Source organism: Brevibacillus sp. NRS-1366, from assembly GCF_050467985.1.
In genome coordinates, this window is sequence record NZ_JBITPN010000025.1 from 56,628 (window position 1) to 69,501 (window position 12,874).

Consider the following 12,874-nt stretch of genomic DNA (forward strand, 5'->3'; position numbering starts at 1 on the left):
AGTCAAACAAAAACGTCTTTTTACGCACTCAATATCTTTTTGAACTGCAAGAGTAGCTGCTCCACGGTTGAAAATGCCCTCTCTTCTCTGACAAAAAAACTTACGTCAACCTCCACATGTTTCCCGTATAATTTTCCGTCAAAGCCAAAAATGTGAACTTCAACATGCACGCTTTTGTCTTGTAAGTTTATGGTAGGTTTTACGCCAATGTTTAAAACCCCATAGTACTTCTGTTTGTCGAGAAACACCGTTACGTCGTATACCCCATAGTTCAAACAAAGCTTGCTCGGCTCTACAGACAGATTCGCTGTTGGAAATCCTATTTTCCGACCTATCTGATTGCCAGGTATGACTTGTCCTGCAAAAGAGCACATCAAATCAGTCTGTTTCTTCTCCTCTGATTTCTCACACCGACTGAGGTTCATTCTTTTTCACCGGCTTGCGCAGCCCAGCCTGTTCCAGCAGTGGCATTACCTTTTCGTTCCAATGCGGTAGTTCAACATTATAATCTACCATGTTAAGTAACGTGCCATCCACTCCAGTGGCCGATAATTCAATTAGTTTTTCCGTGATTTGTTCAGGCGTTCCAATCAAGGGATAGCCCACACCTGCAACGAATCTCTCCTGGAATTTTTGTAAAAACTCCATACTAAAGCTTTTGGATTCGCCCATCATGGTTTTTATGGCATTGCCTGCTGCTTCCCAGTCTCCTTTTTCATGCACGTAATAATCGTAGTATTCTTTGGCTTCTTTTTCCGTATCACGGCAAACCACCATACACGCCGTAAAAGTTCCTATTTCCCGACGATAATTTTCCCAGGCGAAACCCTTTATTTCTCTCGTCCAATTGGTTAGCTTCTCCATGCTCTCAGACGGACCGAAATTAATGTCGCAGTTTTTAGTGGCAAATTCGCGTCCCTTTGGGGATGTACCTGCGCTAATCAGCACTGGTCTGGGGTTTTGGTAGGGTTTTGGCATGAGAAAACCGTCATTGATTGTAAAAAACTCTCCCGCATGATCGAAATATTGTTCGGTCCAAAACTTTAGTACGACCTCAATCCATTCTCCTGCATAATCATAGCGGCGGTCATGGTCCATCATTTTAGGCCCGAACATTTCCATCTCTTCCCGATAATTACCGGTTACGATGTTCAAACCAAAACGCCCTTTTGACACATGGTCGATTGTCGCTGCCTGTTTGGCGGCAAGTAGCGGATGGACGGTCCCCACATGCGATGTGGCAAAAAGGCAAATTTTTTCCGTCACAGCAGCAAGAGCAGCAGCCCATGTATAGACTTCCATACTCGTTCCATTAAAATTGGAAGGTCCTCCCCATCCGCGCCATCGGCCAAGTGGAATCATGCATTCAAAGCCGGCAGCCTCCGCCATTTTTGCGATTTCCACATTTTTTTCAAAGGTCGGTTCAAATACGGTTTCAGCTAATGTCATGGACAGAGCACCAGAACAATTTGACGCAAAAGTCCCTAATTTCAGTTTATTCTCATTGAACATCGGGTTGCCCGCTTCGCGAAAAACATCCAAATTACTCATCGTTTTGTCCCCTTCCCGGTGTTTTTCCACCTGCATTGGTGTTGTCCTTTGAAATCTCATGCAGCATGACTAGTATCCAATCAGGGGAACTTTGCAGCGTACGGCTTACCGCGTCGGTTACTTCGGCAATCAATCTTGTTTTTACTTCTTGGTTTCGTCCCTCTAAAATGTGCATATGAATAACGGCCATGTTCAACCTCTTTTCCAATTGTTATTTTTGTTTATTCAATTCAGATTAAATAAAATTCAATATGTTTTTATGTTCTACCAATTCAATCTCCATCCCACTCGGTGCAACTCCTTGAATAGCTTCGCCCAAGGGGTAATTGGTTCATCACCAGACCGGCGGCTCGTCGTGGTGGGTGATGGTCGGAAAGTCACCAGGATGATCGGTCATCCAGCGAGCCACCTCGTCTGGGGAGGCGAGCCAGAGCCGTGAATCACGGGCGAGACGATCAATCAGTTCACCGATGGCCTCGAGGCGCTCGGAACTGTCGATCCACGGGACATGGAAGACAAACGAGGTGCAACCGCCGACGGACACCGTCTGCTCGACGTAGTCGAGGTGCGCTTCAAGGAGTCCACGGGGGCCGACGGGCTCGCGACCTGGGGGAACCCGGAGCCTGGAGAACTGCTCGAAGTAGTAACAGCCATCGACGTTCCGCCAGGCGAAGGGAAGCATGGGCACCCCGTTTGTCAGCCCATAACTCGCTCCAGAAAACGACAGGTAGTCAAATCCTGCGTCGAGATACAGGGAGAGTGGAAGTTCCCCTAATACCCCGCCAGGTGGTCGCGCGCCGGCCAAGCGCAGCCCAATGGCATCAAAAGCGGCGAGCGTCTTCTCCATGATGGCTGTTGCTTCATCGAAGCCGACCTTGTACATGGGCTCGTTCCACCACCCGTGCCAGCCAAGCGAGTGCCCGGCTGCAACGATGGAACGCAGTGCATCCGGGTAGAGCTCACAATTTAGCGCTTCGATGTAAAAAGTTGCCTTGACATCGCGATCAGCCAGCAGGGCCAAGAGGTGCGGCAAGTCCCGAGAGACACTCGGATGCGCTCCGCGCGGGGTATCAGGCGTCAGGATGCCCGCCTGTAGGTCGGCGGCCTCGCCCAGGTGATCGAACGTCAAGCACACCGTCGCTTGGCGTCCGTCTGGCCCCCAGACTCCTCGATTTGCCTCGCCAAGGGTTTCATGAGTTCCAATCTTTTCAATCATTATAGCCCTCCTAATATTTGTATTTTGCTATACAGATTGACAAGGTTATTCTTACAACGTTCTTACCTTCACAAAGCGGAAAGTGGATTTCATTTTGTCAGAATCGTATCCGATCATGATTTGTTCATTGTTGGTAATCACTGGCGTTTTGATTAAGGCAGGGTGGTCGGCTAAGATCGCGACAATAACTTGATCACTCAGCGATTGATTGTGTATGTTTGTCTGATACGCCGGGTTTGTCTTTTGTTCCTGATCGATCAAGCCGGCTGCCCCGTTTTCACTGAGCTTTGCCCAAAGAGAAATTTGCTCTTTCGAGGCCGCAAATACGTTGACCTTCTGAAACGGAATGCCATGATTTTTCAGCCAGGCGTTGCCTTTTTCACTGTCGACACAGTCCGGTTTAACAAATATCGTCCAAGTCATTATTATCATCTCCTCACACCGATTGAGGTGCATTCTTTTCCTTTACCTCTTGGCTTCGTCCCTCTACAACGTGCATGTGAATAACGGGCATGTTCATCCTCCTTTCTGTTTCCATCGTTGATCACACAATTCGGTTTGACAGTCGTCCGAGACCTGGGACTTCCACCTCCACCAAGTCACCTTTACGCAAGTACCACTCGTCGCGTCCAACAGCCACACCCGAGGGAGTGCCGCTTAAAATGATGTCACCCGGTACCAAGCGAGTTTTCGACCAGTAGGAGATCAAGTGTTTCCAGTCAAAATGCATATCATTGGTGTTACCCTTTTGCCTAATTTGCCCGTTGACATAGGTTACGATATCAAGGGCCTGGGGATCTGGGATTTCGTCCGTGAAAACAAGTTCTCTCCCCATAGGGCCAAAACCGGGAAAGTTTTTCGACAACATAATGGCGCCGGATTTTAACTCGGTTCGTTGGATATCTCGTGCACTTATGTCATTGACGATTACGTAACCGGCTACATATCGCATTGCGTTTTTTGCATCAATGTTATGAGCCTCTCTCCCGATGACCACTCCAATTTCACCTTCGTAATCAAGCTCTTTCGTTTCACGCGGATAGGGAATATTTTCGTTATGACCGATTAAGCATGTATGCGCTTTCAAGAAAGCCACTGGAGTGCTGGGCAAAGGGATTTCTGGTTCACCTCGTAAAATCCGGTCCTGATTTGCTTCCTTAAGATGATCGAGAAAGTTTCCTCCCATGCCTACGATTTTGGTGGGAGTAGGTACCGGTGGCAGCCAACGAACCTCCGTTTCTGGAATAAAACACTCGATGTCTCCTTTGGCTATTTTTGTGTCTGCCCAGTTTTGTACAGAAAGTGCAACTTGCTTTGAACGGTCGAGATCCTGTAGGAACGAAATCATATCAGACAGAATCGGGTCTGTTGAAGAAACGGGAATACTAGCCTCCATAGCCCCGGTATGCAAGTCTAAAACATATCCCCCTGAGCCTACTTTGTCCAATAGAACCAAACCAAGATGGTTCCTATTTTCATCAACCTTTTTTTGAAATCTAGCTATTCTCATCCGGCTACCTCACTCCTTGTAGACCTGAGGGATTAACCCTGCAAAATGTCGCTGTATTCCCATTTTAAACACGACGGAGGCCACAGGGCAGGGAGAATCCTCATCAAAAAAAGGAATATTTTAATCTCTTTCCAAAAGAAATGCCGGACCCACGGAAAATGAGTCCAGCATGCAAATTCTATCTATTTCTATTGCGTTTACGGAAATGAATCGGGGACAATCCGGTTTGTTTTTTAAAGACTTTGCCAAAATAACCTTCATCCTCGTAACCGATGGAATAGGCCAATTCTGAGATCGGTGTATCCGAGTGAAGAAGCAGTGATTTTGCTTTATCGATTCGTAGATCTGTCAGGTAGGTAATAATGGTCGTATGAAACTGTTCTTTGAACTTTTTCGCCAAATACTGAGGACTAAAATGAAAAATCTCCGACAGCGTGGATAAAGAAATATTCTCTTGATAATGCTGCCTGATATATAGTCTGACCGCTTCCATTCCGAGAGAGAAAGACTGATCGCTTTCAAACTTTTCAGCCATACCCCAATAACGATGGATAAGCTGAGTTTTCCATTCGTCCAAATCACTGATCCAAAGGGGAAGAAAAAAATCAGTCCGATGGGCGTCCATTTGGCATAGACTGGCGGTACGTTTCAGCAGGAGGTTGGCTTCTATCGTATACAATTGAAGTTCTTCGAAACGCAAAGATCCATGGGACCTCAATGACTGAACAAAGGCTTCGATAATATCCGCCAAATAGGGTTTTTTGCCTTTTTGTGTACCATCCATCAAAGGGATCTCCAAATCCTGCAATCGAGGAAGCTCCCTGCACGTATGAGGAACGTTGCCACTAAAAAGCGGTTGTTTCAACAGAGATGCCCTCGCTCCTGCAATTGCTGGAAGCAGCTGTGAATAATCTGCTACTTTCACGTAGGTTCCTTGCAGGACTTCCAGCCCTAAAGTCTCCCTCCATGCACGGACTAATTTTTCGAGTTGCCTGCTAAATTCATTTGAATTTCTTTCAGGATTCGTAGAAGATGCAAGTAGTACCCCTTGGTAATGGTCCAATTTACATAAATAATGTTCCCCAAAGGATTGAAGGATTTCTTGTGTGATATTGTTAACCACAAATTTAAACAACTCGATATCACCCATAAATCTTTCATACACAAGCTGGTTTATGTTTCGCGGAATAAAGCAAGAGACACGCAAACCTTGCAAGGGTAGTCCGATTTTATCGAACAGATTACGTATGGAATGATCCTGGAATGCAGCTTCTCCTTTGAGAAATCCGGCCAGTTTTTGCTCAGTCAACAGGGAGTCGGCAAGGCGAAGGCGATGACTGATCTCCACTTCGTCTTTCGCTTTGCTCGTGATTTGCTGATACGCAGTGATGGCCCTAGAAACCGCATCTTCCAATTCCTTCGTCTTGAACGGCTTCAGGATATAGTCTACCACGTTTGCCAAAAGAGCCGTTCGTATATAGCTATAATCGTCAGAACCGCTGACGACAATGACTTGGGTATTCCACCCTTCTTCCCGAACCAACCGCAGTAAGTTAACCTCGTCCATACGAGGCAGGCCCATATCGCAAAGCAAAATGGCAGGATGATGTTGCCGAATCATCTCCATCGCCTTGTATCCGTCGTCAGCCATGAATCGTTCAATGATCCCGAACTGATCCCAATTGACAGCAAGATCGATTCCTTTGCAGACATGTTCTTCATCGCCTGCTATAACGACTTTCATGCTTCAATCCTCCCTTTTTGCACCTGGAAAAGGAATATGGAGAAATGACTACCGCTTCTGCGAAAACATCTCCCCCATGCTGGCAACGAGCTCTGCGGCCGATCGGAGATGCATTCGCATCGCTTCCTCCGCTTTATCCCCGTCCCCTGCCAAGATCGCATCCAACACAACCTTATGATGTTGGTGAGAGGTTACCATTCGTACCATATTAAAAGCTTTGACGTATTGAAAACCGATCATTTGCGTCTTCAGCCTCTTTAATACGTTGATTAACGGTCTATTTCCGCTTGCCCTGGCAACAGCACGGTGGAATTCGCCATTTAACTGCATGTATTCCATCACATTGCCAGCTGCGATAGCTTCCCCCTCTTTTTCCCAAATCTCGCTAAGACCAAGCAGGCTCTCCGAGGGCATGCCTGCTGCCAGCAGAGCAGCAAGACCTTCAATTGGCTCCCTGACAAGATACAGCTCAAGCGCATCATTAACGGATAAAATGCGTACCCGGATGCCGCGGTGGGGCAAAAGTTCAACCAGCTCGTCGACAATTAACCTGCGCAAAGCATCTCTTATCGTGACGCGACTTACCTGGAACTCGGCCGTGAGCTCCGCTTCTACTAAATGATCGCCAGGTAGAATTACGCCGCGAAGAATTCGTTCTTTAATCTCGTGGTAGACTTTTTCCACCACCGGTACGTCTTGACGATCAGCCATGGTACATGCTCCTTTCTCTAAAGGTGAAGGCGATTGTATGACAATAATCATAAAATTCAAACGAATATATGTGAAATTGTATGACAATGTCATCCGAGATGCAATTATTTTCTCAAATTCAGAGGCTTATTTGAAACACATTGGTTTAGTTTGTAAAACATTCAAATTGAATGATTTCGAAAATTAAACTTATTGACTAACAATTTGTTGTGCTATAGTTTTTATCGTAGCAAATATTTCCTTGGTCTCTTTTCTACCAGCTTTTGTGATTTTGATTTTGATAGAATGGTATAGGGGAGATTGACAGGAATCAGAACCACCCGGAAGGAGTCGCACTCTTATTTACGCAATACCGTTTCCCCATTTTTAGTAGAAGAAAGGGTTGTGGATAAAATGCCAAATATTGCTATTATTTCAGGGAGTCCTTCAGCATCATCGCGTTTGAATGGGATTGTCGAGGGTCTTCAAGCTGAACTACTAGAGGCAGGTGCCGCCGTCCAAATCATAACGCTCCGCGAGCTTCCGCCCGAAGACCTGATCTATACCAAATTCGATAGCCCTTTCATTACGAAGGCGTTGGGTGAAATTGAAAAGGCTGATGCAGTAGTAGTGGCTACCCCGATTTACAAGGCGTCCTACACCGGGGTGGTAAAATGCTTCCTGGACATGATCCCGCAGAAAGGCTTGCTCGGAAAAGCAACACTTCCTGTCGTGATTGGCGGAACGATCGGGCATCTTCTTGTCATCGATTACGCACTCAAGCCGGTACTAGCTGCGATCGGGGCCAAGCACCAGCTACAAGGCATATTCGCTCAAGACACGCAAGTAGCTCGAAACGAGGATGGAAGCTTTCAGCTTGCTGACGAGCTCACCGAGCGGATCCAAAATTCCGTCAAAGAACTGATTCACGATTTACATTTGTATAAAAACAACTAGGCATAGTCCTATTTACCATGACGATAGACTGGTGGCCAAAAGCGGCTTCTCTTGCTTTCACCTCCCCTGCTATCCATTCGTGTATCATTTGAACGAATAAAGCCAAGCCTTCGAGTATATCCGGCTTGGCTTTATTACTGTCGGGTGGTTTGGGGCTGTCAACCCCACCAGTGTGATGAATAGGTATTAATTGAACTTTTTTATGAAATTTTTTTGGTCCTTTGTAAACACATAGTCACGTCGCTCGTAGAACTTATGAGCATGCATCCATAAAAAAGAACTCATGTGGGGACGAGTTCACAGACTGTAACTATATTTTTGTGGCTTCGTCATGTCTTGACCTGCCAGCGATTTTGCCCGATACTGGCCCGGCGTTAACCCAGTCCACTTCTTGAAAGCACTTTGAAATGCACTTGGCTCCGAAAAATACAGCAAATAGGCAACCTCAGTGACCGAATACTCCCTTTTTTTCAAATAGCCCATAGCCAATTCCTTGCGTACACGGATGGACAGGTCATTAAAGGAAGTGTTCTCTACCTTCAATTTATTTTGAAGGGTTCTCGTACTGATTCCGAAAAATTCAGCAGTTTGCTGCAGTGTCGGGAAGAAGGATGGAACACATTTTTTCATCCACTGAACTACCCGATCTGAAAACATATTCGCCTGGGTCAATTCATCGCTTGATTCCTGTGCAATCGTCTCAAATACACCCAACAGTCTTGTATCGGAGTACATGATCGGATGTTTCAGCAAGTCCTTGCTCATACGCAAAATATTGTTTTTCGCGCCAAACCGTGGAGCTTTCCCAAACACCGACATGTAGGGCTCGGTATCCCCTGGTGAGTCATGTGTAAAGAGAATCTCATGCAAAGAAATGCGCTGGTTGCTGAGCCTTCCGATCAGATGAAACAAGGAACTTGCCATTTCCTCTATACAATGACGTGACACCCGCCCGGGATTCTGCAAAAACATCCGGATAAGAACGTCGTCTTCTTTTATTTCCCAATCCAGATTGAATACGTTGCAAAGAATCACATTGTATCTCTGGTAAGCGGTTAGCGCATCGACAACTGTTTTCGAATGCAGCATCACATAACCGAGCACGCCCATATCGACGAGTTCCGTCATTTGTCCCTGGTGCAAGCCAAAATGATCATCTTGCGTGTATTTGGCAGCTGCGGTCATCAAATGCTCCAATTCCTCCACGGAAATGCGTGCCTCTACATTTTGTAACAGACTGCTGTCAAACGAAGCATAATGGAAAAATTTCTCTATTTCATATCCTTTGTGAACCATTGTCTTCATAATCGGATAGATCATGGAGATCGCGATTCCTGGGCTCTTCAAGTCTCCTTTCCTCCTTTGCGCGAATTAGCAAGATGATTGCGTGGTTGAGCATTCATTTCACTTTCCATTCAATCTATGCTAATGAGTACAGTCTGACTTCAATCTATTATATCGCAAATAGCGATTATGGTCAGTCATCAAGAGGTCACATTTGAGGAGGAACGGAAGATGAAATCGAATATTCTCGTTATTAACGGACATCCTGACCCACAGAGCTTCTGTGCGGCCTTGTCCGACTCTTATATGAAAGGGGCTTTAGCCAGTAATGCCCAGGTTCGCTCTATTGATCTTGGCAAGATCGAATTTAACCCGAACTTACAGTTTGGTTATCGCAAAAGAACAGAACTGGAGGAAGATCTGATAGAAGCGCAGAAACTCATCCTCTGGGCGGATCACCTTGTATTTGTCTATCCTACATGGTGGGGGGTCATGCCGGCCATTCTGAAAGGATTTATTGATCGGGTCTTTCTTCCTGGATTTGCATATAAATACCGTGAAAATTCTTCCTTCATAGACAAGCTCTTAACCGGCAAATCCGCGCATCTGATCGTAACCGCTGATACTCCATACTGGTACAATAAGTTGGCCTATAAGAATGCGGAATACAATGTGATGAAACGAAACATATTGAAATTTTGTGGGGTATCGCCTGTCCTTGTTACCGAGCTTGGTCCAATTAAGGGATCATCAGATAAACTTCGAACCCAGTGGTTAGAAAAAGTGAAACAGCTAGGGTCAAAATTAGCTTGAGTAACCCCTAAATGAACGCAACAAAATGGACCTTTTCCCGACCCTCATCACTTCAACTGGCGGCAATGAGGCAGGGGACAGGTCCTGATGTCGTTATCTCATCCGGTAGGATCCGGATAATGTCTTGGGCAAATATATTAAAATGAAAACCTGGATAATCGCCAACTTTCAAATTCTTGTATCCGCACGTTTTCTACAATCTCATTTGCAGCCAAGCGACTAACAAGAGGAGCTAGTGTAATCGCGGAATGCATAACTGCTAAATAAAGGCCCTTTATCTGATCATGAAATCCAACAATGGGATACCCGTCATGAGGCATGGGCCTCATCCCTACCTTGATATGTTCCAGCCTTAAATTCTCCCCTCCTTTTAGATTGTGACGAATTATTTCAAAAGCCCGTTTTCCAATTGCCTCCGGCCCATTTTCTTCTGACTCATCTATATAATCTTCCGCAGCTATTAACGTTTCGTTTGTTAGGTGCCTTGCTTCAAATTGCTGATTAGAAATTAACGTGTGGATTAATTTTTTATTGGATTTCATCCGAATGATAATGGAAGGCGAAGGAGCAACAGGTACATCGATACCTAATGGCCGACAAAGCCCAGGTAAAGCGGTTCCAGCAGCTAATACAATTACGTCTGATTTAATAAAACCATTGGAGGTATGTACGCCAACAACCCCAGAACCGTCTTTTATTAATTGCGTAACTTTTGTATCATAACGTACGTTTGCTCCGTTTTCTTCTGCTTTTTTTATGAATAAGTTTGTTGTGTATACCGGATCTAATGCGCCTTCTTTATTTGCAAACATGGCTTCTTGGGGATATTCCTTCAAATTTGGTTCCAATTCTATGATCTGTTGCCGATTCAGTTTTTGTATATGAGATTCCTCCGTATTTATAGGAACTCCCCATGTCAGTGCTCCATGCCAATTTACGTTTAAATCAGGTAACTCTTTCTCTAATGTGTGGTATTCCGCTAGAGTTGCATCGTATAAAGGTAGGGAATTTTTAAAAACGCGACCAGACGGATTAATCCAAGCAAATGATTTGTCGGTTACTTCACATGCTGCTGTTGGATTCCTTTCGATTAACGTAACCTCCTGGTTTCGCTTTGATAAGTGATAGGTCATTGCTGCACCAACAATCCCCGCACCCACAACTACAATCTTTTGTTTATCCTGCATGTAGCTCCTCCCTCTTTAAAGACATGAGTCCATATAAGGATGATTCTAACATGAGAAGTGCCTTTCTTGCGCTATGTGTAGACAATGCATCAGCTTGTTCACCCTCGCACTAGAAAGAAGCCGTGCAAATGGGCTTTTGTACCGCATGAAACAGCTGATCCAAATCCTTCTCAAAGGTGGGATTCGATACTTTTACCAAGCTATAGTCTAGCAGCTTTTGAAAAGATATAGAACCCATGATGAGTGAGGAGAAATCGGCAATGTCCAATTCGATGGTTACATCCGGGGTACCTTCAGTCAATACAGACGCCCTTCCCTCCTGAAAATGAACAAGGGTGTTTTCCTGGTTTTCCGGCAAAAACTTGTCCTGAACCCGTATCTCTACCGTTAGGGTCTTTCCACCAAAGTTGTGATTCGAAAGATCAGCGAATAATTTGGCTACATGGATGACCCTATACATAGCACCTACACCCGATGTATGCATTTGAATATTAGAGCCGGGAAGCAGATTATCGTATCCGTTGCTAGGATCAGTCAGTAAATGGTGAAAGTCTTCTTCTTGTGTGTTTACAATTACCCGATGAATTTGATCTGCCTGGCTGGAAAGGAATGTGCACAATTCGGCAAAAGCTTCAGCAGTTTCATAAATCAATTCATTGACGATAAGATCACTGGCAGAAAAATTATCTTCAGGACAGAGTCTTTTAAACGAAAATACTAGGTACCCTTCAATTTTATCATCTTTTTTGTAAGCAACCGTATGATAATCCGGATTGGCAAACATAAGTCTGGCTTCCATATCGGTTTTGGCGATCATTCCATGCTGACGTTCCATATAGCGTTGATAACAAGCAAACACCAATTCATGATCACGTTCAGTAACGCGGACGATGTGTTTTTTCGTACCTCTATTATGGAACTGACCAGGATTGACCCGGTATTGATTTATCTTCGTACCTACACCAAACCCCATTTGTTTGTAGAAATCAACACGAAACGGATTCAATAACGTGATGCTAACTCCTCTATCCCGAAAATAGCGCAAGAAATAGGAAAGCAAGTCACGACCCACTTTTTCTTTTTTGCGCATGATATCAACTGCAACCAGACCGACTCCTCCCACAGGTAATAGATGAGAGAAGACATTCATCGTATAGTTATGAAGCCGCATACTCCCCAAGAGCGTTTCATCTTCAAACAAGCCGTAAAACTCAGAGCTTGTGTCCTGCTCATGTGCCTGGGCAAAGCGTTCTCGCAGGCTTCCGCAAGTATCCGGCAGGTCAAATCGGGTACCGGGGAATGCACTTTGGATGATAGGGACGTATTGTTTAAAATCTTCCTCAGTCAATTTACGAATAATCCGCATGCTTACAAACACCGCCTCTATGTTTATTACACCCAGAAATAACTATTATCGTTTGCGCTCATGATTCCCAGCTTTTTGGATGTCTTACATTTCGAATACTCAGTCCATACGAACGGTTGTATGGATGATTTTACATTCCTACGTTTGCAATTTCAAGATAAATATTTCTATTTTATCAAAAATAAACTTCTTTTATTGACTGCTAAAAAGTACCTACCCACCTTTGGTCATGGAAAGCAGGTACTTTCTATCATTTACATTTATTTCAACTTAAATAAATCAAGCATAGGCGCCTTCAGAAGTTCTTCATATGTCAATACATTGGGATATTTAGAGAGGTCACTCGAGTACACTCTATCTTCAACCGTTTGATTGATCTCATCTTCAATATATAATCCGCAGTCAACACATTCAAGAGCAGGCACTCGGAGTATCTGTACAGATGTTGCTCCATCTGGCATAATCCAGTAACCATCTTTTGTGGTTTCCCTCACTTTATCTTCGTTACACCATATGCATTCCATTGCAAATATCCTCCCTTATTCGTACACCACCG

The 12,874-nt window shown here is 44.8% G+C and carries 14 protein-coding genes; 2 read left to right on the forward strand and 12 right to left on the reverse strand.

The genetic code is table 11. From position 1 onward, the window contains the following. Positions 1 to 20: 20 nt before the first annotated feature. The 8 genes from ACIFQN_RS22395 to ACIFQN_RS22430 all read right to left on the reverse strand — a co-directional run bounded on the left by ACIFQN_RS22395 (position 21) and on the right by ACIFQN_RS22430 (position 6,732). A complete protein-coding gene (locus tag ACIFQN_RS22395; RefSeq protein WP_429835259.1) occupies positions 21 to 425 on the reverse strand; it encodes a riboflavin kinase in 405 nt (134 codons plus the stop codon). After that, positions 406 to 1,551 (reverse strand): LLM class flavin-dependent oxidoreductase, encoded by a 1,146-nt coding sequence (locus tag ACIFQN_RS22400; RefSeq protein WP_429835260.1) that lies wholly within the window; start codon positions 1,549 to 1,551, stop codon positions 406 to 408. The genes ACIFQN_RS22395 and ACIFQN_RS22400 overlap by 20 nt, the downstream gene beginning before the upstream one ends. After that, on the reverse strand, positions 1,544 to 1,741 hold the full coding sequence (locus ACIFQN_RS22405) for a tautomerase family protein (RefSeq protein WP_429835261.1): 198 nt from the start codon (positions 1,739 to 1,741) through the stop codon (positions 1,544 to 1,546). Before ACIFQN_RS22405 ends, ACIFQN_RS22400 begins: the two co-directional genes overlap by 8 nt. Positions 1,742 to 1,885: 144 nt before the next feature. Then, a complete protein-coding gene (locus ACIFQN_RS22410) occupies positions 1,886 to 2,767 on the reverse strand; it encodes a polysaccharide deacetylase family protein (RefSeq protein ID WP_429835262.1) in 882 nt (293 codons plus the stop codon). A gap of 51 nt (positions 2,768 to 2,818) precedes the next feature. Then, positions 2,819 to 3,190, reverse strand: a complete 372-nt coding sequence (locus ACIFQN_RS22415) for an arsenate reductase family protein (protein WP_429835263.1) — start codon at positions 3,188 to 3,190, stop codon at positions 2,819 to 2,821. A 121-nt stretch (positions 3,191 to 3,311) separates the two neighbouring features. Beyond that, a complete protein-coding gene (locus ACIFQN_RS22420; RefSeq protein WP_429835264.1) occupies positions 3,312 to 4,277 on the reverse strand; it encodes a fumarylacetoacetate hydrolase family protein in 966 nt (321 codons plus the stop codon). Positions 4,278 to 4,455: 178 nt separating this feature from the next. Beyond that, positions 4,456 to 6,021 (reverse strand): response regulator transcription factor, encoded by a 1,566-nt coding sequence (locus ACIFQN_RS22425; protein WP_429835265.1) that lies wholly within the window; start codon positions 6,019 to 6,021, stop codon positions 4,456 to 4,458. A gap of 48 nt (positions 6,022 to 6,069) precedes the next feature. Continuing rightward, complete coding sequence (locus ACIFQN_RS22430; RefSeq protein WP_429835266.1) at positions 6,070 to 6,732, reverse strand: GntR family transcriptional regulator; 663 nt, start codon at positions 6,730 to 6,732, stop codon at positions 6,070 to 6,072. A gap of 393 nt (positions 6,733 to 7,125) precedes the next feature. Between ACIFQN_RS22430 and ssuE the strand changes: the two genes are divergently transcribed. Beyond that, positions 7,126 to 7,668 (forward strand): NADPH-dependent FMN reductase, encoded by a 543-nt coding sequence (gene ssuE, locus ACIFQN_RS22435; RefSeq protein ID WP_429835267.1) that lies wholly within the window; start codon positions 7,126 to 7,128, stop codon positions 7,666 to 7,668. Between the two features lie 297 nt (positions 7,669 to 7,965). Here ssuE and ACIFQN_RS22440 read toward each other — a convergent pair whose 3' ends face one another. Then, positions 7,966 to 9,015: an AraC family transcriptional regulator gene (locus ACIFQN_RS22440; protein WP_429835268.1), complete on the reverse strand. Its 1,050-nt coding sequence runs from the start codon at positions 9,013 to 9,015 to the stop codon at positions 7,966 to 7,968. 168 nt (positions 9,016 to 9,183) lie between these two features. Between ACIFQN_RS22440 and ACIFQN_RS22445 the strand changes: the two genes are divergently transcribed. Continuing rightward, positions 9,184 to 9,765 carry an NAD(P)H-dependent oxidoreductase gene (locus ACIFQN_RS22445; RefSeq protein ID WP_429835269.1) on the forward strand — a complete coding sequence of 194 codons (582 nt, stop codon included), beginning with the start codon at positions 9,184 to 9,186 and terminating at the stop codon, positions 9,763 to 9,765. 137 nt (positions 9,766 to 9,902) lie between these two features. On the opposite strand, the gene ACIFQN_RS22450 is transcribed toward ACIFQN_RS22445, so the two are convergent. The 3 genes from ACIFQN_RS22450 to ACIFQN_RS22460 all read right to left on the reverse strand — a co-directional run bounded on the left by ACIFQN_RS22450 (position 9,903) and on the right by ACIFQN_RS22460 (position 12,842). Next, positions 9,903 to 10,952, reverse strand: coding sequence for an NAD(P)/FAD-dependent oxidoreductase (locus ACIFQN_RS22450; protein WP_429835270.1), 1,050 nt, complete (start codon positions 10,950 to 10,952; stop codon positions 9,903 to 9,905). A gap of 109 nt (positions 10,953 to 11,061) precedes the next feature. Continuing rightward, complete coding sequence (locus ACIFQN_RS22455) at positions 11,062 to 12,318, reverse strand: GNAT family N-acetyltransferase (protein WP_429835271.1); 1,257 nt, start codon at positions 12,316 to 12,318, stop codon at positions 11,062 to 11,064. A 260-nt stretch (positions 12,319 to 12,578) separates the two neighbouring features. Continuing rightward, positions 12,579 to 12,842 carry a YokU family protein gene (locus ACIFQN_RS22460; RefSeq protein WP_429835272.1) on the reverse strand — a complete coding sequence of 88 codons (264 nt, stop codon included), beginning with the start codon at positions 12,840 to 12,842 and terminating at the stop codon, positions 12,579 to 12,581. Positions 12,843 to 12,874 lie beyond the last annotated feature (32 nt).